We start from the raw sequence: 19405 nt of genomic DNA on the forward strand, positions 1-19405 counted from the left end.
TCGTGCGTACAAACAGCATGTAACGCAAAGGGGGAGATGAGAATGAAAGCAAGCGATCAAGTAAGCAGACGATTTGTGCTCCGTCATCGGTATATTCATTTTCCGGTAACGAATGGGGCTGCGAAAACGATGGTTTCGCTGTCACTCGGGAGCGGAGACGCGGCGGAGACCGTCATGCAATTCCAAGTCGAGCTGGCGGCCGGCCAGCCGGACTTCTGGACTTATGCCGATGTGAGCCGATGGGTCGGGAACGAGCTGACGATAACGCTGGAAGCGCCGGAGTCTGAGCCAGAGCCGGGGGTGTCACGAACGGCGGATACGGCCGTGATCGACCGAATCATCGAAAGCGACTACGTGCCTGACGAAGCCGGCCTGTACAAGGAGAAATACCGCCCTCAGCTTCATTTTTCGTCGAGGCGCGGCTGGCTGAACGATCCGAACGGCCTCGTCTATTTCAATAACGAGTATCATTTGTTTTACCAGCATAATCCGTTCGGGCGGGCTTGGGACAATATCGGCTGGGGGCATGCGACAAGTCCGGATCTGCTTCATTGGAAAGAGCTTCCCGGAGCGATGTATCCGCAGCGATACGGCGATTTCTACTTCTCGGGCAGCGCCTGCATGGACTGGACGAATTCGTCCGGACTCCAGAGCGGAGACGAGCCGGTCATGGCAGCTTTTTATACGAGCACGGGCCGCGGACAATGTTTGGCCTATAGTGACGACAAAGGACGGACGTGGCAGCAGTACGCAGCAAATCCGGTACTCGTGCACGGGAAGCTGTTCGACAAGCACAACTACTCCGCACACATCCCGTTATGGCACGAAAGCCGCGATCCCAAAGTCTTTTACTACGAGCCGGGCGGCCATTGGGTGATGGTCGTGTACGAGCAGCATGTTGACGAGAAGGTGAGCGGTGATGATTGTCTGTTCGCGATTTATACGTCGTCCAATATGATCGATTGGGAGAAGCAGAGCGAGCTGGCAGGCTGGTACGAATGTCCCGAGTTGTTCGAGCTTGCCGTAGATGGCGATCCGGGACATAAGAAGTGGGTGCTGTACGGGGTGGACGGGAGGTACGCGCTAGGCAGCTTTGACGGCAAAACGTTCGTACCGGAAACGCGCGGCGGGGAGGCCTTTGATCCCTACCTTTCGTTCAGACCGTACTTGGACGGGTTGTCTTTCAAGTATATGGCCCAATACGGCAATATGATGCTGGCGGCGCAGACGTTCAACGATATACCGGAGTCGGACGGGCGGCGGCTGCAGATCGGCTGGCTGCGAAGCGCGACGCCGGCGGGAATGCCGTTCAACCAGGCGATGAGTCTTGCATGCGAGTTGACGTTAAGACGGACGGACGACGGCATCCGGCTGTTTACTTGGCCGGTGCGGGAACTGGAGCGGCTTCGCGGGGATAAGCTGGAATGGAGTGGGGTTAACGTAGAGGAAGGTGAAGTCACGCTTCCGGGCACAAACGCGGAGTTGTTGGATATCGTGGCGGAGTTCACGGCGTCCGGCGGGGAGGCAGGTCTTGTCGTTCACGGAGTCAAGGTGCTGTACAGCTGGACCCGGCAGAAGCTCGTCTGCACGCTGCCGAGCGGTTCTGAAATTGCGGCTCCGTTGAGACCGCTCAACGGAGCGGTCAAGCTTCGGATGATTGCCGATCGTACTTCACTTGAAATATTCGCCAATGACGGAAGAGTATATATCCCGGCGGCGGTTTTACTCTCGGATGAGGAAAAGCGGGTTGCCTGGATCGGCAAAGGAGGCAGCGCCACGTTACAACGGTTGGACGTCTACCCGCTGCAATCCATATGGCGGCATCAGGCAGACGGCGGTTAAAAGGGTGAGAAAACGATGGAAGTTTGACGGAGTGGGTGATCCGTCCCGCGAAGAGGATAGCCGTACGGATTTGCCGGCCGAGTACCCGTCTGTGGGCAAGTTCCACAGGGCAAATTATCAAATGTAACCTAACTGTAATCTAATTTTGAATCTGCGTTAACAATGAGCGCCTATAATAAAAGTCGACCCCCTTTTTTCATATATACTTGGATAACCCGCAGCTTACTGCGGGTTCTTTTCTTTCTCGGGCGGTTTCTTGGTAAGTTTGTCGTAACAAGGGAAGCAAAGCAGCTTGCCTTGCTCCGAAACTCCGTCCAGAAAACCGCCCTTGCAATAGACGGGAGTTTGGCACGATTGACATTCACCGACCAGTTCCATGAAATTCATCCTTTCCCGGACTTTTTGAACTCGCCCTTTTATTTTACCTTACTCGCAGCAGAGGCGACATAGTCCTGTTCTTTTAGCGGATGATTTTCGTGCATCCCGTCGCTCCGTCCCTTGACTTTGGACAGCCTCAAGTATACAATCAATAGGAATATTCGAGATTCGTAGATGGGACGAAGTAGTTCGAACCCAAGCCAGCAGAGAGGGGAGCCACGGCTGGAAGCTTCCCGGCGATGGACGGATGAATAACTTCCTGGAGAACGTACGGGGAACATGCGGCGGAGCAATTGAGAGGGAACGCCGAGTAAGCAGGCGCCGAACGACAAGGCTTTCTGCCCGCTAAGTAGCCGTATCGCGTAGAGCGGGCGTTAACCGCTTTGAGTGCGCACGATCGATTTGTGGTTTTGCCGTACGGTAGCAGTACCGGATGGAAACTCCACAATGGACAGGGGAGATCAGCTCTTCGTCCGACTGTGCGAATGCGGGTGGTACCGCGGGTGGTTTCGGCTAACGATCGAAATAACCCGTCCCTGGCAATTGCTGCCGGGGGCGGGTTTTTGGTTTTTTAAGATTATCTCAAAATTTGGAAACGGAAAGGAAGCCGGGAGGTTCAAGATGAGCATTCAAAAGCCAAAGGGGACGCAGGATTTACTGCCGGGCGTCGTCGAGAAGTGGCAGTATATCGAGGAGAAGGCGCGCGATGTCTGCCGCCGTTTCAATTACAAGGAGATTCGCACGCCGATCTTCGAAAATACCGAGCTGTTCCAGCGAGGCGTCGGAGAGACGACGGATATCGTCGAGAAAGAAATGTACACGTTCCCGGATAAAGGGGACCGCAGCATGACGCTCCGTCCGGAAGGAACGGCAGGCGTCGTCCGCGCTTACGTAGAGAACAAATTGTACGGCGAGCCGGACATTAACAAGCTGTACTATATCGGACCGATGTTCCGCTATGAGCAGCCGCAAGCCGGGCGTTACCGCCAGTTCCATCAGTTCGGCATCGAGGCGATCGGCTCCGCTGACCCGAGTCTGGATGCGGAAGTGATCGCGATGGGTTATTTGTTCTATAAAGAAATCGGACTGAAGGGCGTCCGGGTCGAGATCAACTCGGTCGGCAATCCGTCGTGCCGCAGCGTGTACCGTGAGGAGCTGCAGAAGTTTTTCGCGCCGGTCAAAGACAGGCTGTGCAAAGATTGTCAATCGCGCTACGAGCGCAATCCGATGCGTATCCTCGACTGCAAAAAAGATCAGGAGTACGGGGTCGGCGCGCCGTCGATTCTCGATTTTCTCGATGAGGAATGCCAGACTCACTTCAGCAAGGTACAGCGGCATTTAACCGATATGGGCATCGAGTTCGTCATCAATCCGCGCATGGTGCGGGGGCTCGACTACTACACGCATACGGCGTTTGAGTATAAAGCGGCGGGCATCGGGGCGATCGATACGATCAGCGGCGGCGGCCGGTACAACGGCCTTGTCGGTACGATCGGCGGCAGCCAAATCGATCAGCCGGGGGTTGGTTTCGGACTCGGTCTCGAGCGGGTGCTGCTCGTGCTTGAGGCTCAAGGCGTTGACGTTCCGGGCGTACAGCCGCTGGACGCTTACCTGATCGGCCTCGGCGAAGCGGCCGGCGACGAGATCGCCAAGCTGTTGTTCGAGCTCCGCTCGGCAGGACTGACGGCGGAGAAAGATTACACGAGCCGGAAGATGAAGGCGCAGATGAAGTCGGCCGACCGGTATGAGGCCCGGTTTGTCGCCATCCTCGGCGACGACGAGCTGGCCAAGGGCACGATCATGCTGAAGGAGATGGCGACCGGTGAGCAAGCGGAAGTGCCGATTGCCAGCCTCGCCGATACTTTGAAGCAGAAGCTTTCGTAAATTAACCGAACTATGGAGGATGAGATTCCTATGTTGTTGAAAACCCATCATTGCGGAAATCTAAGTGCAGCGAATATTGGAGATACGGTCGTGCTGAACGGCTGGGTAGCGGTCCGCCGCGACCTCGGCGGCGTATTGTTCATCGACCTGCGCGACCGCAGCGGTATCGTGCAAGTGGTGTTTAACCCGACCTTCTCGGGAGACGCTCTGGCGATCGCCGACAAAGCGCGCACCGAATATGTGCTGGCCGTAAAAGGAAAAGTCGTACAACGCGACGAAGCGACCGTGAACCCGAACCTGGCGACAGGGGATATCGAAGTTCAGGTTCATGAAATCGAGATTTTAAATGCAGCCAAAACGCCTCCGTTCTTTATCGAGGACGGTGTGGAGATCGACGAGCAGCTCCGTCTGAAATACCGTTACCTGGACCTTCGGCGTCCGGAAATGCAAAAGACGCTGATGCTGCGCTCCAAAGCGGCTAAAGTATTCCGCGACTTCCTGGACGAGAACGGCTTCCTCGAAGTGGAGACGCCGATCCTGACGAAAAGCACGCCGGAAGGCGCCCGCGACTATCTCGTGCCAAGCCGCGTTCATCCGGGCGAATTTTTCGCGCTGCCGCAATCTCCGCAAATTTACAAGCAGCTGCTCATGGTTAGCGGGCTGGAGCGTTATTACCAGATCGCACGCTGCTTCCGCGACGAGGATCTTCGTGCGGACCGCCAGCCGGAGTTCACCCAGGTGGACATCGAGACTTCATTCCTGTCCCGCGACCAGTTGCTCGACATGATGGAGGAACTGGCCGTTCGCGTATTCAAAGAAACGATAGGCGTGGACATCCAGCGCCCGTTCCAGCGGCTGACCTATGCCGACGCGATGGGCAAATACGGCTCCGACAAGCCGGACCTGCGCTTCGGTCTTGAGCTGGTGGACGTGTCCGATCTGGTAGCCAACTCGGGCGTTCAAGTATTCGCGAACGTAACGAAAAAGGGCGGTCAAGTCAAAGCGCTGAACGCCAAAGGCTGCGGAACGTGGAGCCGGAAAGAAATCGACGACCTGCTGCCGTTTGCCGCTCGTTACGGGGCCAAAGGCCTGGCGTGGATTCAAGTGAAAGACGGCGAGTGGAAAGGGCCGATCGTCAAGTTTTTCAGCGAGGAAGAAATCGCGGCGCTTAAAGAACGTCTGGGCGCCGAAGATGGCGACCTGCTGCTGTTCTCGGCCGATACGAAAAAAGTCGTCGCCGACGTGCTCGGCAACCTGCGTCTGAAAATCGGCCGCGATCTCGGCCTGATCGATGACAGCGTATTTAAATTCGCGTGGGTCGTCGACTTCCCGCTGCTCGGCTACGACGAAGAGGCGAAGCGTTATGTGGCGGAGCACCATCCGTTCACGCGCCCCGTTGAAGAGGATCTGGCGTACTTCGATACCGATCCGGGTCAAATCCGTGCTCAAGCGTACGACCTCGTGCTGAACGGCTACGAAGTGGGCGGCGGCTCGATGCGTATTTTCAAACGCGACGTGCAGGAGAAAATGTTCCAGGCTCTCGGCTTCTCCCGTGAGGAAGCCCACGAGAAATTCGGCTTCCTGCTGGACGCGTTCGAATACGGCACGCCTCCGCACGGCGGCATCGCGTTTGGCTTCGACCGTCTGATCATGCTGCTGGCGGGCCGCACGAATCTGCGCGAAACGATCGCTTTCCCGAAAACGGCCAGCGCAACCGACCTGCTGATGAACGCGCCGTCCGAAGTCGATTCGAAGCAGCTTGAAGATTTGTCGATCAAGCTGGCCGTAAAGGAAGTAGCTGCCAAAGCCTAATAACTGCTGCGATATTAGCGCTCTCCTGGGGTGAATCGTTTTCCATAACCGGGAAGAAGATATCCCTGTCACAGAGCAGGCTCGTTATTTCACAACAGTCGATAATAGCATACGACGGGCCCGCTTCCGGAGCATTTCCTCCGGCGGCGGAGCGCCCGGATCTAGCGAAGGGGATTGAATATGCTGCATCAATTTTCGCGAACGGAACTGGCGATCGGCCCCGAAGGACTGGACGTGTTGAAGGGCAGTACGGTTGCCGTGCTCGGCATCGGCGGAGTCGGCTCGATTGCGGCGGAAGCGCTTGTCCGTACCGGCGTTGGACGCGTGATCATGGTGGACAAGGATGTCGTCGATATTACGAATATTAACCGCCAGATTCATGCGCTGACGACTACCGTCGGGCAACCGAAGGCCGAGCTGATGCGCGACCGGGTCAAGCTGATCAATCCGGATTGCGATGCGATCGCGCTGCGGATGTTTTACACCGAGGAGACGTACGAGAAGTTTTTCGACTATCCGCTCGACTACGTGCTGGACGCCTCCGATACGGTGACATACAAGATCCATCTCATCAAAGAGTGCCTGAAACGCAAAATACCGATCATCTCCAGCATGGGGGCGGCGAACAAGATGGACCCGACGCAGTTCCGCGTGGCGGACATCTCGCAGACGTCGGTCGACCCGCTCGCCCGCGTCATCCGCCAGAAGCTGCGCAAGGACGGGATCAAAAAAGGCGTCAAGGTCGTCTTCTCGACCGAGGAGCCGATTAAGCCGCGCGGTGACGTTACACAGCGGATCGTGCCGGAGAATGCTCCGGATATCCGCAAAGCGCAGCAGCCGCCGGCCAGCAACTCGTTTGTACCGCCTGTAGCCGGCCTGATCATGGTCAGTGTCGTCGTACGCGACCTGCTCGAGAGAGCCGGGAAAGCCTGACGCCTAACTGGGCCGCATATGCGGCGGTAACGAAACGGGGCTCTCTGCACATTCATTTTTGAGAGTATTTGTGCCCCGATCTAAACCGATGTTCCTCGAGATAAAGGACCTCAGCCTCCACGTTACCGTGGAAGTTGAGGTCCTTTCGTTTGAAAACGGGGACGTTTTCCTGTGATCTGTGATGCAACACTATTGGAATAGCCTTGTTTGATTTGGTTGTGATTCGTTTGGATGATGACCGTTTATTCGACAAAAGACGAGCCCGATCGTCGCGAAAAACGTACTTAATTCGTGATTATATATTACAAATGGAGGGTATTTGAGGAATATCGACATTTTTTTCGATTTTGCATGACAAAAATATACAAATGGGTTACAATCAAACTAATTGCACATATTCAATAAAAACAATAGGATGATGGAACTAAATACTTGTTCATAATCGAATCCAAAGGCACACTTATCGAAAGATAAGGCCGCAAAACCATTGGGGCTACCATGTAATTTGTCCCATATTCGCGCCGAGAACCGCCGGTTGTGAATATGGGATGCAACCGTATTACGTCATGCCAGCCAGGTCGCCGAACTATGAGACGGGACCCCTCTAACCTGAGGGTTTTTTTGTTGATCGGAACCCCGTGATTATCAGGCCGACACACGATTTCAGCTTATTGCCGATGAAGGGGGAGAAGTAATGCTGTACGCGATCAACCGTCTTTTGCAGCGATTGTCGGATAAAGACAGGGAGACGTTCGAACATGTAGGCCGGGTCGGGGCGCTCGCCCAGTGCTGGGTCACGCATTATCCGTTGGCCGGACTGGAGGACCGGCAAGTTTTTATTGTGGGATGCTGTGTGCATGATGTAGGGAAAATTAAAATCGAAACAGCCATTTTGCAAAAAACGTGCAAGCTTGACCAGGGCGAATGGGACCGGATGCGGACGCATCCCGAATCGGGCAGCGAACTACTGATGCAGGAAGGGATGAAAGATGCCCGGCTGCTGGATATCGTCAAGTATCATCATGAGCGGTGGGACGGGTCCGGTTATCCGACGGGGCTCGGCAGCAGCCGGATTCCCCGGTTGGCCCGCATGTGCTCGATCGTGGACGCTTTCGACGCCATGATCTCGGACAGGCCTTACAAAAAAGGAAAAACGGTCGAACAGGCCAAGGTAGAACTTCTCGAGCAAAGCGGCATCCAGTTCGATGAAGAGCTGGTGCGGCAATTTCTGAGCTTGCCGGATCATCTGTTGCGCAATCCTCCGGCGGTAAGGCTGGACGAAGTGGCGGAACAGGGAGATTTGTTTTACGAGTTGACCTCGCACCGCAAAAACTGAATACAAGCAGCTCCGTTTTGCGCACAATCCGAAGCCCGAACCTGCCCGCCTCCTGTCTAGGAAGCGGAGCGCGTTCGGGTTTCGCCGCGAAATTCAATGAATTAAGGTGCCGTTAAGGTACGGTTTGAAGTCAGGTAAGCTTCGTCCGGTACAATACGACTAGTACAAAGTCGGAGGCGCGGCTGGAGAACGGCTGGATGGCCGCCGAACCTGTTGATGGCAGACACGTAAGTTGACTTGTATCAGGTAATTAATGACCGGGAGGAGACTTATCTTGAAACTTTGGATGTGGATCGGAATTGGCGTCGGGACGCTGCTTGCAGGTGCGGTTATTTGGATCGGGGGGACGGCGTATTGGGCGAAAAAAGCGAATGCCGACTATGTATGGAAATTCGTAACGAACAATCCGGAGAAGGCGGCCATTACGCTTCGGAGAGACGGTCAAACGATTGCGCAGTCGAATTCGGACCGGGTCATGCCGCTGGCGAGCGCCGTGAAAACGATGATTGCGATCGAGTATGCGAAGCAGGCCGCGGCCGGCACGATTCATCCGGAAGAGCGGGTGCCGCTGTCGGTGCTGGACCGTTACTATTTGCCGAATCTGGACGGAGGGGCTCATCCGGCCTGGCTGGCGTATATCGAGGAAAGCTCGAAGGCCGAAGGCGACGCCGTGACGCTGGAAGAGGTGGCGAAAGGCATGATCCGGTACAGCTCGAACGCCAATACCGACTATTTGCAGGATAAGCTTGGTCTGGAGCGGATTCACGGGACTATCGCCGAGCTCGGACTCCGGCATCACGAGCCGTTGTTCCCGCTTAACGGGGCGCTGCTTATCCCGTACGAACTGATGAAGGGGTATTCCGGGCTCGACGGGAATGAGGCGAAGGCGAAAGCCAAGGAGGAGCTGTTCGCCATGTCTGCCGATGTGTTCCGGGCGATGGCCGTCCAGACAAGCGGCAAGCTGAAGGCGGATGCGGACGGTTCCTACAAGCGGGAGGCGAACCTGCGGAGCTGGTACGATCCGGAGTTCGACCGGTTCTATTCCGACCGTCTGACCGGTTCGACCACACAGGAGTATGCCTCGGTTATGGCTAAGCTGAACGGCCGCGACCATTTCACTGCGGAGGTGCACCGGTACCTGGACCCGGTGATGGAGGGGCTGATGGAAAACCCGGCGAACCGGGAGCTGTTCCGGCATGCCGGCCGCAAGGGCGGGTCGACGGCGTACGTGCTGACGGATGCGATCTATGCGACCGCGAAGGACGGCACCCGGATCGAGCTCGCTTTATTTTTCAACGGTCTGAACGCCGTCGAGATGATGAAGTTGTCGGCCAGTCTGAACGCCTTCGAGCTGAAGCTGCTGACAGAGCCGTTATACGCGGAAACGGTCGGCCGCAAGATCGGGAGCGGGGAAGCCCGGCCGTAATTTCTGAACCTGATTGCGCCGGCCGTACCGCAACCTGCTACGCTCGGCCCCGCAATCCGCAATCCGCAACAACCCGGCCGATTCAGCCGCGGTAAAGGCTCCGTTAAGGTTCCGGTAAGCGAATGCGCCAGCCGGTTATGATACAATGCAGAGGTAAAGTCGGCAAGAGGAGTGAACTACCGATGGAGTTGCTGGAGGCGAACCTGCTGCTGGTCGACGATGAACCGGCTATTTTGCGGATGATGAAAACCGTGCTGGAGAAGGAAGGCTTTAAGCGGATCGAGACGGCCGCTTCGGGTGAAGAAGCGATCGCCGCCTGCGAAGCGGCGGTGTTCGATCTGGTTGTGCTGGACGTGATGCTGCCCGGGCGCAGCGGGTTCGATATATGCCCTTTTATCCGCTGCACGACCGACGCGCCGGTGCTTTTTCTAACGGCGAGAACGACGGACCTGGACAAACTGACCGGATTTGCCGTAGGCGGCGACGATTATATTACGAAACCGTTTAATCCGCTCGAAGTGGCGGCCCGGATCAAGGCGCAACTGAAGCGGTATTTGAAACCAGGGACGGCTCAGGCAACCCGGACGGCGGCGGAGCGGAACGTGTACGATTACGGCCGATTCCAACTGGATGCGGATGCGGGCGAACTGCGAGTGTGCGGCGAACCGGTCGTTTGCCCGGCGCAAGTGTTTCAGCTGCTGCTGTTTCTGTGCCGTCATCCGAACCGGATCTTCACGAAGTCTCAGCTGTACGAGCACGTATGGGGCGACGAATGTCTCGGCGACGACAATACGGTGATGGTGCATATACACCGGATTCGCGAGCGCATCGAGCGTAATCCGTCGGAGCCCGAGCTGCTGCTGACGGTGCGGGGACTCGGCTACAAGCTGGTGCGGCGTGAGGAAGGCGGCCTGTGAGCGGCAGCGGGAAGGAGACGGGAGCGGGAACGCTGCCGGTGGTCAGGCACAGCAGGCAAGTGCGCTCGAAGCTGATATGGCATTTTGTGCTGAGGCTTGTTGCGGCGGGCATGATCGCGATCCTGCTGTTGTTCGGAGTATGGCTCGCGGTGGCGGACCGGATGATGCAGGAGGATCTGAAAGGGAATTTTGCGGAAGCCGGATTGCCGCTTCTCGTGGATTCGGTACAGCTTCGCGACGGACGGGAGGAGTACGATCCGAAGCTGCTCGAAGCGGTCCGCCGAAGCGGAGGGTGGCTCCAGACGCTGGACGAGCGGGGGACGGTTACCTCTTCCTTTTATACGCCGGATGATGTGCCTTTGCATTACGATCCCGGAGAACTGACCGACTATTGGATGAAAAACAAGCCGTTCCGTTATTCGCTGTATGTATGGATCGAGAAAAAAGAGGGGCGGACGTACACGCTTCTGTACGGGGTTAAGCGAACCGGGGAACGCCTTCTGGAGCGGCTCCACACGGAAGCGGTCTATGAGGAAGGCCGTTTAAAACTGGCCGAGCCGCTGCTGCAGGAGCTTGTGCGCTACCGGGCGTCGGTGCAGCTCGTGAACGGGGAAGGCGGCGAGCTCGCTTCGCTGAACAAAAGAGAGGGCATTCCGGACCGGTATACGGTCGAGGAGCTGGTCTTGCGCAGCGGTTACCCGAACCGGTATGGCCTGGAGACGGCTTCCCGCTACGACGAAGCGAGCGGGCGGACCTGGATCGTTACGGTGCCGCTCGGGCTGCCGGGCGACGGGGATTCGGGGCAATCTCCCGCAGGAGATCAGACTCCGCATACGACGATTTTGCTGGGCGGGGTATTCGTGTTCGTGACGGCGGTGCTGGTCTTATTGCTTGCCTTGTCGATCTGGTACGGCCGCAGATTCGGAACGCCGATGCTGCACATGATGGACTGGCTGCACACGCTGAGCCAAGGCGTATACCGGGAGCCGGAGGGGCGGCCCGGCATCCCCCGCAGCAGGAAGAAAAGCGGCAAACTGAGACGAAAATACAGGCTGTACGAGGATGTGCTCCAGTCGCTCGACCGGCTGACCCATACGCTCAAAGATAATGAAACCGTAAAGCGCAAGCTCGAGCAGACCCGCGAGGAATGGATCGCCGGGGTGTCCCACGACTTGAAGACGCCTTTATCCTCGATCGTCGGTTATGCCCATATGCTGGAGACGGACGCGTACGAGTGGACGAACGAAGAAGTGCGCGAGTTCGCCTCTACGATGAAGGACAAAGCCGCGTATATGGACCGGCTGATCAATGACCTCAGCTTGACGTACCGGCTGAAAAGCGGGGCGCTCCCGATGGAGCGGGAACTGTGCGACGTCTCGGAGCTCGTCCGGCGCTCGGTGTTGTTGTTTGTGGACGATCCCCGGTTTGCCGGAACGCCGGTAACGTTCTCCGGACCGGACGAACCGGTTCTGTACCATGTAGATCCGAAATGGTTCCGGCGCATCGTCGATAATGTGCTGGCGAATGCGCTTCTCCACAATCCTCCGGATACGGAAGTGAGGCTGTCGGTATGCCCGCTGGAGCCGGACGGTTTTACACTGGACATCGAGGACCGGGGGAGAGGGATGAACAAGGATACGGTCGACTGGCTGTTCGAGCGTTATTACCGGGGGACGAATACGGAAGGGGCGGGCAACGGTACCGGGCTGGGCATGGCGATCGCTAAGCAGCTTGTGCTGGAGCACGGAGGTACGATCCAGGTAACGAGTGAAGTGGGACGGGGAACGCGGGTTATTTTGACGTTCGGGCGACAGGGCCGCATTTCCGGGAAAGGGGCCAGGGAGATTGAAGAATAGGCTGTCGGAAACGGGGGCGAGCCAGCCTGATGGCGGACCGTACCCGTACAGTCCGGGGAGGCTGCGGCAGCTTGAGGAAGCCGCTGCTCGGCGGCCGGCCGGATGCGAAGCTTGCGCGTACAGGTAGGGATGGTGTGTCCCGGCGGAATGGAGTTTGCGCGTACAGGTAGGGATGGTGTGTCCCGGCGGAATGGAGTTTGCGCGTACAGGTAGGGATGGTGTGTCCCGGCGGAGTGGAGCTTGCTGTCAGCTTTGTGCCTTTTTCCTGCCCCGCTTGGCGATCTGTTCGGTGACGACGAAGGCGAGCTCCTCGTTGCCGAATAAGGACAAGACACCGAGCACCGTCTCGTCGGGTACTTCCCCCGCTTCGTGCTTGGATACGGTCAAGTCGACGGCTTGCTGCAGGGCGGCATTTTCGGCCTGGTCCGGGTAAGCCTGCTTGTACAAGGCTAGCGGGTCGAGATCGTGATTGACGCACCACTGGGCGAAAACGAGGATCATCATCGTCTCGTCTCGCTCGTAATTGCGGATGATTTGTTCTTCCAGTTGTTTGCGGTGCATTGAAAAATCTCCCCCAAAGACGTAATATGGGTTCATTATAACGAAAGATCAGGTGCGTTCACAATGATTAAAAATGAGAAAATCAAAGCGTCCGAAGTTCAACTGACCGGCGTGGACGGGGAAAATTTGGGCGTGGTTCCGACCTCGGAGGCGCTCGCGATGGCCAAACGTCTCAAGGTGGACCTCGTATGCACGTCGCTGCTCAGTAGCCCTCCTCCCTGCCGGCTGATCCGGGCCGGAGCAGCCAAGGAAGCGGCCCAGCAGGAACGCAAGCGGGAGCGGGGGCCGAAGGTGAAGGAAATCCGGCTTACGCCGCATATTGAGGAGCACGATCTGGAGACGAAGCGGCGGCAGGCGGAGAATATTTTAAGAGCGGGAGATGCCGTTTTGTTCGTCGTCCGCATACAAGGAAAGGAAGGCGCCGCCGCCAAGGAGCTGCTTGAGGACCTGCTTAAGCAGTTGCGCCCGGTCGGCGCCAAAAAGACGGGCATTCAGCTCAGCGGCAAGCAGGCGGCCGTTCAGATCGACCCGTTGTAAACCGACCCACGCCTTCTCATTCAGACGCTTCCAATTTCGCTTCTGCAGCGGCTTGGAGGCGTCTTCGGTTATCTGCATATCCATGCGTTGACTATGCCCAGCCGACTGTGATATAGTTCCCTTGTTGAATTGTTTTACTATAGAACTATTGGACAGTCGAATTAAATAATAGACAGGAAAAGGAGGGTTTTAATGGACGGGGAACAGCTCCATCAGTTGATTTACAGGTACGAGAGTGCGACGTTTACGGTTAACCGCCGGCTAAGCGCCCTAATCCGCGAGTTGATGCCCGGAGGGTTGACCGCCGACCAGTACGGAATATTGCGTTATATCCAGGAACGGCAGCGCTGCACGTCTTCGGAACTGGCGGATATGTTTTGCGTCGGTAAAAGCTCGATTACGGCGATCATTACCCGCTTGTTCGATAAAGAGCTGATTCGGCGAATGCCGGACGAGAAAGACCGCCGGATTATCTATTTGCAGCTTACCGAGAAAGGGGCCGGCGTGGCGACTGAGATGGAGATCAAAATCCAGCAGCTGCTGGCGAGATATATCAGTCATTTCGAGGAGCAGGAGGCCGAGACGTTTATCCGGACTTACGAGAAGCTGGCTAAGGTGCTGACCGAACAATAGAAGAGGTTGTTCAAAAAGTCCGCTTTTGATCACGAAGCCGATCAAGAAGCCTACTCGACATCGAAGTTGGAATTCAGCCGGAACTTCCGGTGCTCACGTAGCTCCCACTACGCTCCGCTCCTCATTTCCTAACTTCATCCCATCTTCTCGGTGCTGAAAACCGGACTTTTTCAACTCGCATTATAAGAGGTTGTTCAAAAAGTCCGTTGTTGATCACGATGCAGATAAGAAGCCTACTCGACATCGAAGTTGGAATTCAGCCGGAACTTCCGGTGCTCACAAAAGCTCCCACTACGCTCCGCTCCTCATTTCCTAGCTTCATCCCATCTTCTCGGTGCTGAAAACCGGACTTTTTGAACACGCACTAGAATGGAGGCTTGCTGGCATCATGAAAACGATTATTAAACTAAGGTGGGTTGTACTTGCGTTATGGCTGGTCGGTTCGGTCGTCCTGTTCCTGACGGCGCCGGATATGGCGCAGCTGGTCCGGGACAAAGGGCAAATTACGGTGCCGGAAGGACGTTCCTCGACGATCGCCGCCGATATGATGAAGAAGATGAAAGACGATTCGGCCGGCGGTCCGGCAACGGCCGAGCGTACCTCCGTGCTCGTGTTCCATAACGAGAAGGGGCTCTCCTCCGCGGATATGACCGAAATCAGGCGTGGCATCGACAAGCTGAAGAGCAGCCGGGACAGCTCCGGGGTTACATCGGTCACCACTCACTTCGATATGAAGGAGCTGGAAGATCAGATGGTGGCGAAGGACGGGAAGACGGTGCTTGCGCTCGTCGCTTCTTCGTCCGAAGGCCGCTCGCAGGCGGAAGCGAGAGACGCGTTGTACGCCGCCGTGGCTGACGTAAAGGTCGACCATTATTACACGGGCAGCTGGCTGATTAACGAAGACGTCGTGCAGAGCTCGCAGGAAGGATTGAAAAAGACCGAGTGGATTACGCTCGTCTTTATTATGACGATCCTGTTCGTCGTATTCCGTTCGGCGGTAGCTCCGTTTATTCCGCTGCTGTCCGTCGGGCTGACGTATCTGGTCTCCCAGTCGGTCGTCGCCTTTCTCGTCGAATATCTCGACTTTCCGCTGTCCAACTTTACGCAAATTTTTCTGGTCGCGGTGTTGTTCGGGATCGGCACGGACTACTGCATTTTGCTGATCAGCCGCTTCAAGGAGGAGCTGGCCCATCGCGGAGACAAGACGGAAGCGATCATCGAGACATACCGGACGGCGGGCAAGACAGTTCTGTTCTCGGGTCTTGCGGTGCTGGTCGGCTTCGCCTCCATCGGACTGTCCACCTTCGTGCTCTACCGTTCGGCGGTAGCGGTGGCGGTTGGGGTAACCGTACTGATGGTTGCTTTGTATACGCTGGTCCCGTTTTTTATGGCTGTGCTCGGAAAAACGATTTTCTGGCCAGCCCGGGGATCGCTTGAGCATAAGCCGAGCCGTTTGTGGGGAGCCGTCGGTTCGTTCTCGCTGAAGCGTCCGTTAGTCGCCCTGCTTATTCTTGCCGTTATTATCGTTCCTTTCCTGACGGCTTACAAAGGCTCGATCTCGTATAATTCGCTGGATGAGATCGGCGAGAAATACAATTCGGTTAAAGCGTTCCAAGTCATCTCGGACAGCTTCGGCCCCGGCGATTCGCTTCCTTCGACGATCGTGATGGAGGCGGACCAGCGGATGGATACGCCGGAGGGGTTGGCCGCGATCGAGCAAGCGACCCGGGAGCTGGCGGCAGTCGACGGTGTGAAGACGGTCCGCAGCGCTACAAGGCCGACCGGAGAGCCGATGAACGACTTCCAGGTCGCCGAGCAGATCGGGATGGTGGACGACGGTCTGGGCCAGAGTACAGACGGCCTGGGGCAGATCGGCCAAGGATTGTCCGAAGCGAGCAAGGCGCTTAGCGGCAACGCTCCGAAGCTGAACGAAGCGGTGCAGGGAGCCGAGCAGCTCGTCGCGGGCACGAATGCGCTGAAGGCGGGCGTAGTCCAGCTCGGCGCAGGGCTGGAGAAGCTGGAGCAGGGCTTGCGCGAAGGATCGGTAGGCGCAGGCGAACTGCAAGCGGGACTCGAGCAGGCCAAGACGAGCGCGGAGCAGCTTGCGGCGGCGAGCCGTCAGATGCTGGCCGGCTATGGCGAGATCGGCAGCGGTCTCGGACAGCTGGCGCAAGCTTACGGCGACGTTGCCGCCGAGCAGCAGAAGCTGGCTGACGGGCTTGCCGAATTGGGAGCGGGGCTCGGCGGATTGGAGCAAGCTTATCCGCAACTGAAGGAAGATCCGAACTTTGCCCGGGCGATCGGCGCGGTGACCCAATTGCAGGCGGGAGCGGCCGGAATCAGCGAAGGCTTGAAACAGTTGAACGGGCAGCTCGCCGGACTGGATCAGGGTATCGGCCGGGCGAATGCAGGCTTCGAGCAGGCGGCAGCCGGTCAGGCCGCGCTTGCCCAAGGGCTCGGCCAGCTGGCCGAAGGCATTGCGGGCCTGCAAGCCGGGATCGAGCAGGCGGCGGACGGCCAAGGCCAGATTACGGCGAAGATTCCGGATATGACGAGCGGGCTGAACCAGCTGGCAGCGGGACAAAAAGAGCTGCAAGCCGGTTTCGCCGAGCTGAACGGACAGCTGGGACAGCTGACGAGCGGGCTCGACCAAAGCGTGAACGGCTTGTCGCAAGTGTCCGGCGGTCTCCAGACGGCGCAATCGTTCCTGGGCGAGCTGTCGGGAGCGCCGAACAAGCAGATGACCGGCTGGCACATCCCGAACGAGGCGCTGAGCAACGCCGATTTCCAGAAGTCGCTTGACGTCTACATGTCCGGGGACCGCAAAACGGTCAAATTCGACGTCGTATTCGCCGGCAATCCGTACGAGACGGAAACGCTGATGAAGATGGAGGAACTGAACGCCGCGATGGCGCGTGCGCTGAAAGGCACTTCGTTTGAACAGGCGGCTTACGCGATCGACGGAGTCACGAGCATGAATCACGACTTGAAGGCGATTTCCGACGCGGACTACTCCCGCACGATGATTTTGATGCTGATCGGAATATCGATTATTTTGATCGTGCTGTTCCGCTCGATCGTGATGCCGATTTATCTCGTATTGTCGCTGCTTGTCACGTTTTATACGTCGATGGCGATTACGGAAGTGTTGTTCGTCCGGATTCTCGGTTATGCGGGCATCAGCTGGGCGGTGCCGTTCTTCGGCTTCGTCATGCTGATGGCGCTTGGCATCGACTACAGCATCTTCCTGATGGACCGGTTCAAGGAGTACCGTCATCTGCCGCCGCAGGAAGCGATCCTGAAGGCGATGCGGAACATGGGGACGGTCATCATGTCGGCGGCGGTTATTCTGGGCGGAACGTTTGCGGCGATGCTGCCGTCCGGCGTCATGTCGCTGCTGCAAATCGCGACGATCGTATTGTGCGGATTGTTCCTGTACGCGCTCGTCATGCTGCCGCTGTTCATTCCGGTGATGGTGCGCACGTTCGGGGAAGCGAACTGGTGGCCGTTCATGGAGCGCGGCGGGCAACCACAGCGTCAGGCCGACCGGGCTCCGGGCCGGATGGCTTCGATCCATTCGCATCAGGATCATTCCGGATAAGAGCGGCAGGTTGGAAGAATGCCGGGTTTATTGACCCGGTTCGGGTAGAAAACCCGCAGCTGCGCTGATATAATTAGAGAAGGACAAGGCGAAGGGCCGTCATCTCCGGGTGACGGCTTTCGTATTGGCTTGCAGGGCCGGCGGTGGGAGAGAAGCCGGAATTCGATCGCGTGCAAGATCGGCATTTATCGATAAATCAGGGTGGGGAATCAAGTGGACTTATTTACATATGACGATGCGTCGCAAAGCGCGGGAAGGCTGCTGGCCGACCGGATGCGGCCGCGAACGCTGGACGAATATCTGGGACAAGAGCATATCGTCGGACCCGGCAAGCTGCTCAGACGGGCGATCGAAGCGGACCAGGTCACCTCGATTTTGCTGTACGGGCCGCCGGGGACGGGGAAGACGACGCTTGCGAATATTATATCGAATGCGACGAACGGGGAGTTTGTCCGGCTGAACGCCGTTGACGCTTCGGTGAAGGACGTTCGCGAGGTGATCGAGCAGGCCAAGGCGAATAAGGCGATGTACGGCAAAAAAACGATATTGTTTCTCGATGAGGTACACCGGTTCAATACATCCCGCCAGGATGCGCTGCTGCCGTCTGTCGAACAGGGGATCATTACGTTTATCGGGGCGACGACGGAAAATCCGTTCCATCATGTGAACGGAGCGTTATTGTCGCGCTCGACCTTGTTCGAGCTGAAGCATCTGACGTTTGAGCATTCGCTCGGCGCGATGAGGCGGGCGCTGGAGGACGGCGAGCGCGGACTCGGCTTTATGCAGATCGAAGCCGAAGAGGAGGCGCTGCGGCATATCGCGCAGATGGCGAACGGCGATATTCGCCGGGCGTTGAATGCGCTGGAGCTGGCGGCGCTGACGACGTCGCCCGATCCGGACGGCACCGTCCGCATCACGCTGCAGGTGGCGGAGGAATCGATCCGCCGCCCTACGGTGAAGGCGGACGAGTCGACGCAGTACGACGTGTTGTCCGCCTTTCACAAGAGCGTGCGCGGATCGAGCGACGCGGCGCTGTACTGGTTTCTGTACGCGGTCGAGCAGCTCGGGATGGACCCGATGACGTTTCTGCGGCGGCTGATCGTCGCCTGCAGCGAAGATATCGGGCTGGCGAATCCGCAGGCGATGGTGCAGGCGGTGACGGCGATGGACGCCTACCATAAGATCGGCTGGCCGGAGGCCAAGTACAACATCGCGCAGGCGATCCTGTTCGCCGTCGAGAGTCCGAAATCGAACTCGATTCCGATCGCGATCGCAAGCGTTATGGCATCGATCGAGCGGACGAAATCGGCCGAAGTGCCGCTTCACCTGCGCGATACCCACTACAAAGGGGCGGCGCAGCTCGGCCACCAGGGGTACAAGTATCCGCACGATTACCCGGGGCATTACGTGGCGCAGCAATATTTGCCGAACGAGATCCGGGATGCGGTATTTTTCGACGCCTCCTCCCAAGGGATGGAGGAGAAGATGAAGCAAAATCAGCAGCTGCGCAAAAGGCAGGACGGCAGAGGTTTGTGAGGCTGGGGCGGTTCGGGGGTGTTTCTACCACCGAGGGCTAGGGTGGGAGATCAATAAGAGCGGTTTGAGGTAACTACTTAGGTACCTCAAAAAAGATGGTTTGAATGATGGGAAATTTGTGTAATGAAAAGTAATGGAACTATTTTTTAATAG

The 19405-nt window shown here is 57.3% G+C and carries 13 protein-coding genes and 1 riboswitch; of the genes, 12 read left to right on the forward strand and 1 reads right to left on the reverse strand.

The features are described from left to right. The first annotated feature begins 42 nt into the window (after positions 1 to 42). The 8 genes from IDH45_RS03525 to IDH45_RS34910 all read left to right on the forward strand — a co-directional run bounded on the left by IDH45_RS03525 (position 43) and on the right by IDH45_RS34910 (position 12384). Positions 43 to 1842 carry a glycoside hydrolase family 32 protein gene (locus tag IDH45_RS03525; RefSeq protein WP_190924694.1) on the forward strand — a complete coding sequence of 600 codons (1800 nt, stop codon included), beginning with the start codon at positions 43 to 45 and terminating at the stop codon, positions 1840 to 1842. 999 nt (positions 1843 to 2841) lie between these two features. Continuing rightward, on the forward strand, positions 2842 to 4104 hold the full coding sequence (gene hisS / locus IDH45_RS03530) for a histidine--tRNA ligase (protein WP_190924695.1): 1263 nt from the start codon (positions 2842 to 2844) through the stop codon (positions 4102 to 4104). 30 nt (positions 4105 to 4134) lie between these two features. Beyond that, positions 4135 to 5916, forward strand: coding sequence for an aspartate--tRNA ligase (aspS, locus tag IDH45_RS03535; RefSeq protein ID WP_190924697.1), 1782 nt, complete (start codon positions 4135 to 4137; stop codon positions 5914 to 5916). Positions 5917 to 6096: 180 nt separating this feature from the next. Then, positions 6097 to 6849 (forward strand): tRNA threonylcarbamoyladenosine dehydratase, encoded by a 753-nt coding sequence (locus IDH45_RS03540; protein ID WP_190924699.1) that lies wholly within the window; start codon positions 6097 to 6099, stop codon positions 6847 to 6849. Between the two features lie 443 nt (positions 6850 to 7292). After that, positions 7293 to 7435, forward strand: a riboswitch (cyclic di-GMP riboswitch). Positions 7436 to 7543: 108 nt separating this feature from the next. Beyond that, positions 7544 to 8185, forward strand: coding sequence for an HD-GYP domain-containing protein (locus IDH45_RS03545; protein WP_190924700.1), 642 nt, complete (start codon positions 7544 to 7546; stop codon positions 8183 to 8185). A 274-nt stretch (positions 8186 to 8459) separates the two neighbouring features. After that, the gene (locus tag IDH45_RS03550; protein ID WP_190924702.1) at positions 8460 to 9611 is read left to right on the forward strand and encodes a serine hydrolase; all 1152 of its coding nucleotides are present in this window, start codon (positions 8460 to 8462) and stop codon (positions 9609 to 9611) included. A gap of 182 nt (positions 9612 to 9793) precedes the next feature. Further along, positions 9794 to 10528 (forward strand): response regulator transcription factor, encoded by a 735-nt coding sequence (locus IDH45_RS03555; protein ID WP_397326963.1) that lies wholly within the window; start codon positions 9794 to 9796, stop codon positions 10526 to 10528. Continuing rightward, positions 10525 to 12384, forward strand: coding sequence for a sensor histidine kinase (locus IDH45_RS34910; protein WP_190924704.1), 1860 nt, complete (start codon positions 10525 to 10527; stop codon positions 12382 to 12384). The genes IDH45_RS03555 and IDH45_RS34910 overlap by 4 nt, the downstream gene beginning before the upstream one ends. Before the next feature lie 246 nt (positions 12385 to 12630). Here the strand turns inward: IDH45_RS34910 and IDH45_RS03565 are convergent, their stop codons facing one another. Continuing rightward, positions 12631 to 12945: a hypothetical protein gene (locus IDH45_RS03565; protein ID WP_190924706.1), complete on the reverse strand. Its 315-nt coding sequence runs from the start codon at positions 12943 to 12945 to the stop codon at positions 12631 to 12633. A 63-nt stretch (positions 12946 to 13008) separates the two neighbouring features. On the opposite strand from IDH45_RS03565, the gene infC reads away from it, so the two are divergent. The 4 genes from infC (at position 13009) to IDH45_RS03585 (ending at position 19252) form a co-directional block, all read left to right on the forward strand. After that, complete coding sequence (infC, locus tag IDH45_RS03570) at positions 13009 to 13482, forward strand: translation initiation factor IF-3 (protein ID WP_190924708.1); 474 nt, start codon at positions 13009 to 13011, stop codon at positions 13480 to 13482. A 192-nt stretch (positions 13483 to 13674) separates the two neighbouring features. Then, positions 13675 to 14115: a MarR family winged helix-turn-helix transcriptional regulator gene (locus IDH45_RS03575; protein WP_190924710.1), complete on the forward strand. Its 441-nt coding sequence runs from the start codon at positions 13675 to 13677 to the stop codon at positions 14113 to 14115. Positions 14116 to 14503: 388 nt separating this feature from the next. Then, positions 14504 to 17716 (forward strand): efflux RND transporter permease subunit, encoded by a 3213-nt coding sequence (locus tag IDH45_RS03580; protein WP_190924712.1) that lies wholly within the window; start codon positions 14504 to 14506, stop codon positions 17714 to 17716. Positions 17717 to 17929: 213 nt separating this feature from the next. Further along, a complete protein-coding gene (locus IDH45_RS03585) occupies positions 17930 to 19252 on the forward strand; it encodes a replication-associated recombination protein A (protein WP_397326964.1) in 1323 nt (440 codons plus the stop codon). Positions 19253 to 19405 lie beyond the last annotated feature (153 nt).

This window comes from Paenibacillus oceani, assembly GCF_014705615.1.
Classification (GTDB): domain Bacteria; phylum Bacillota; class Bacilli; order Paenibacillales; family NBRC-103111; genus Paenibacillus_AB; species Paenibacillus_AB oceani.

Bases quoted from the DNA above. Each gene is read 5' to 3' on its own strand.
- IDH45_RS03540 (WP_190924699.1), top strand. From the start codon at position 6,097: ATGCTGCATCAATTTTCGCGAACGGAACTGGCGATCGGCCCCGAAGGA.
- IDH45_RS03545 (WP_190924700.1), top strand. From the start codon at position 7,544: ATGCTGTACGCGATCAACCGTCTTTTGCAGCGATTGTCGGATAAAGAC.
- IDH45_RS03525 (WP_190924694.1), top strand. From the start codon at position 43: ATGAAAGCAAGCGATCAAGTAAGCAGACGATTTGTGCTCCGTCATCGG.
- aspS (WP_190924697.1), top strand. From the start codon at position 4,135: ATGTTGTTGAAAACCCATCATTGCGGAAATCTAAGTGCAGCGAATATT.
- infC (WP_190924708.1), top strand. From the start codon at position 13,009: ATGATTAAAAATGAGAAAATCAAAGCGTCCGAAGTTCAACTGACCGGC.
- IDH45_RS03565 (WP_190924706.1), bottom strand. From the start codon at position 12,945: ATGCACCGCAAACAACTGGAAGAACAAATCATCCGCAATTACGAGCGA.
- IDH45_RS03580 (WP_190924712.1), top strand. From the start codon at position 14,504: ATGAAAACGATTATTAAACTAAGGTGGGTTGTACTTGCGTTATGGCTG.
- hisS (WP_190924695.1), top strand. From the start codon at position 2,842: ATGAGCATTCAAAAGCCAAAGGGGACGCAGGATTTACTGCCGGGCGTC.
- IDH45_RS03575 (WP_190924710.1), top strand. From the start codon at position 13,675: ATGGACGGGGAACAGCTCCATCAGTTGATTTACAGGTACGAGAGTGCG.
- IDH45_RS03555 (WP_397326963.1), top strand. From the start codon at position 9,794: ATGGAGTTGCTGGAGGCGAACCTGCTGCTGGTCGACGATGAACCGGCT.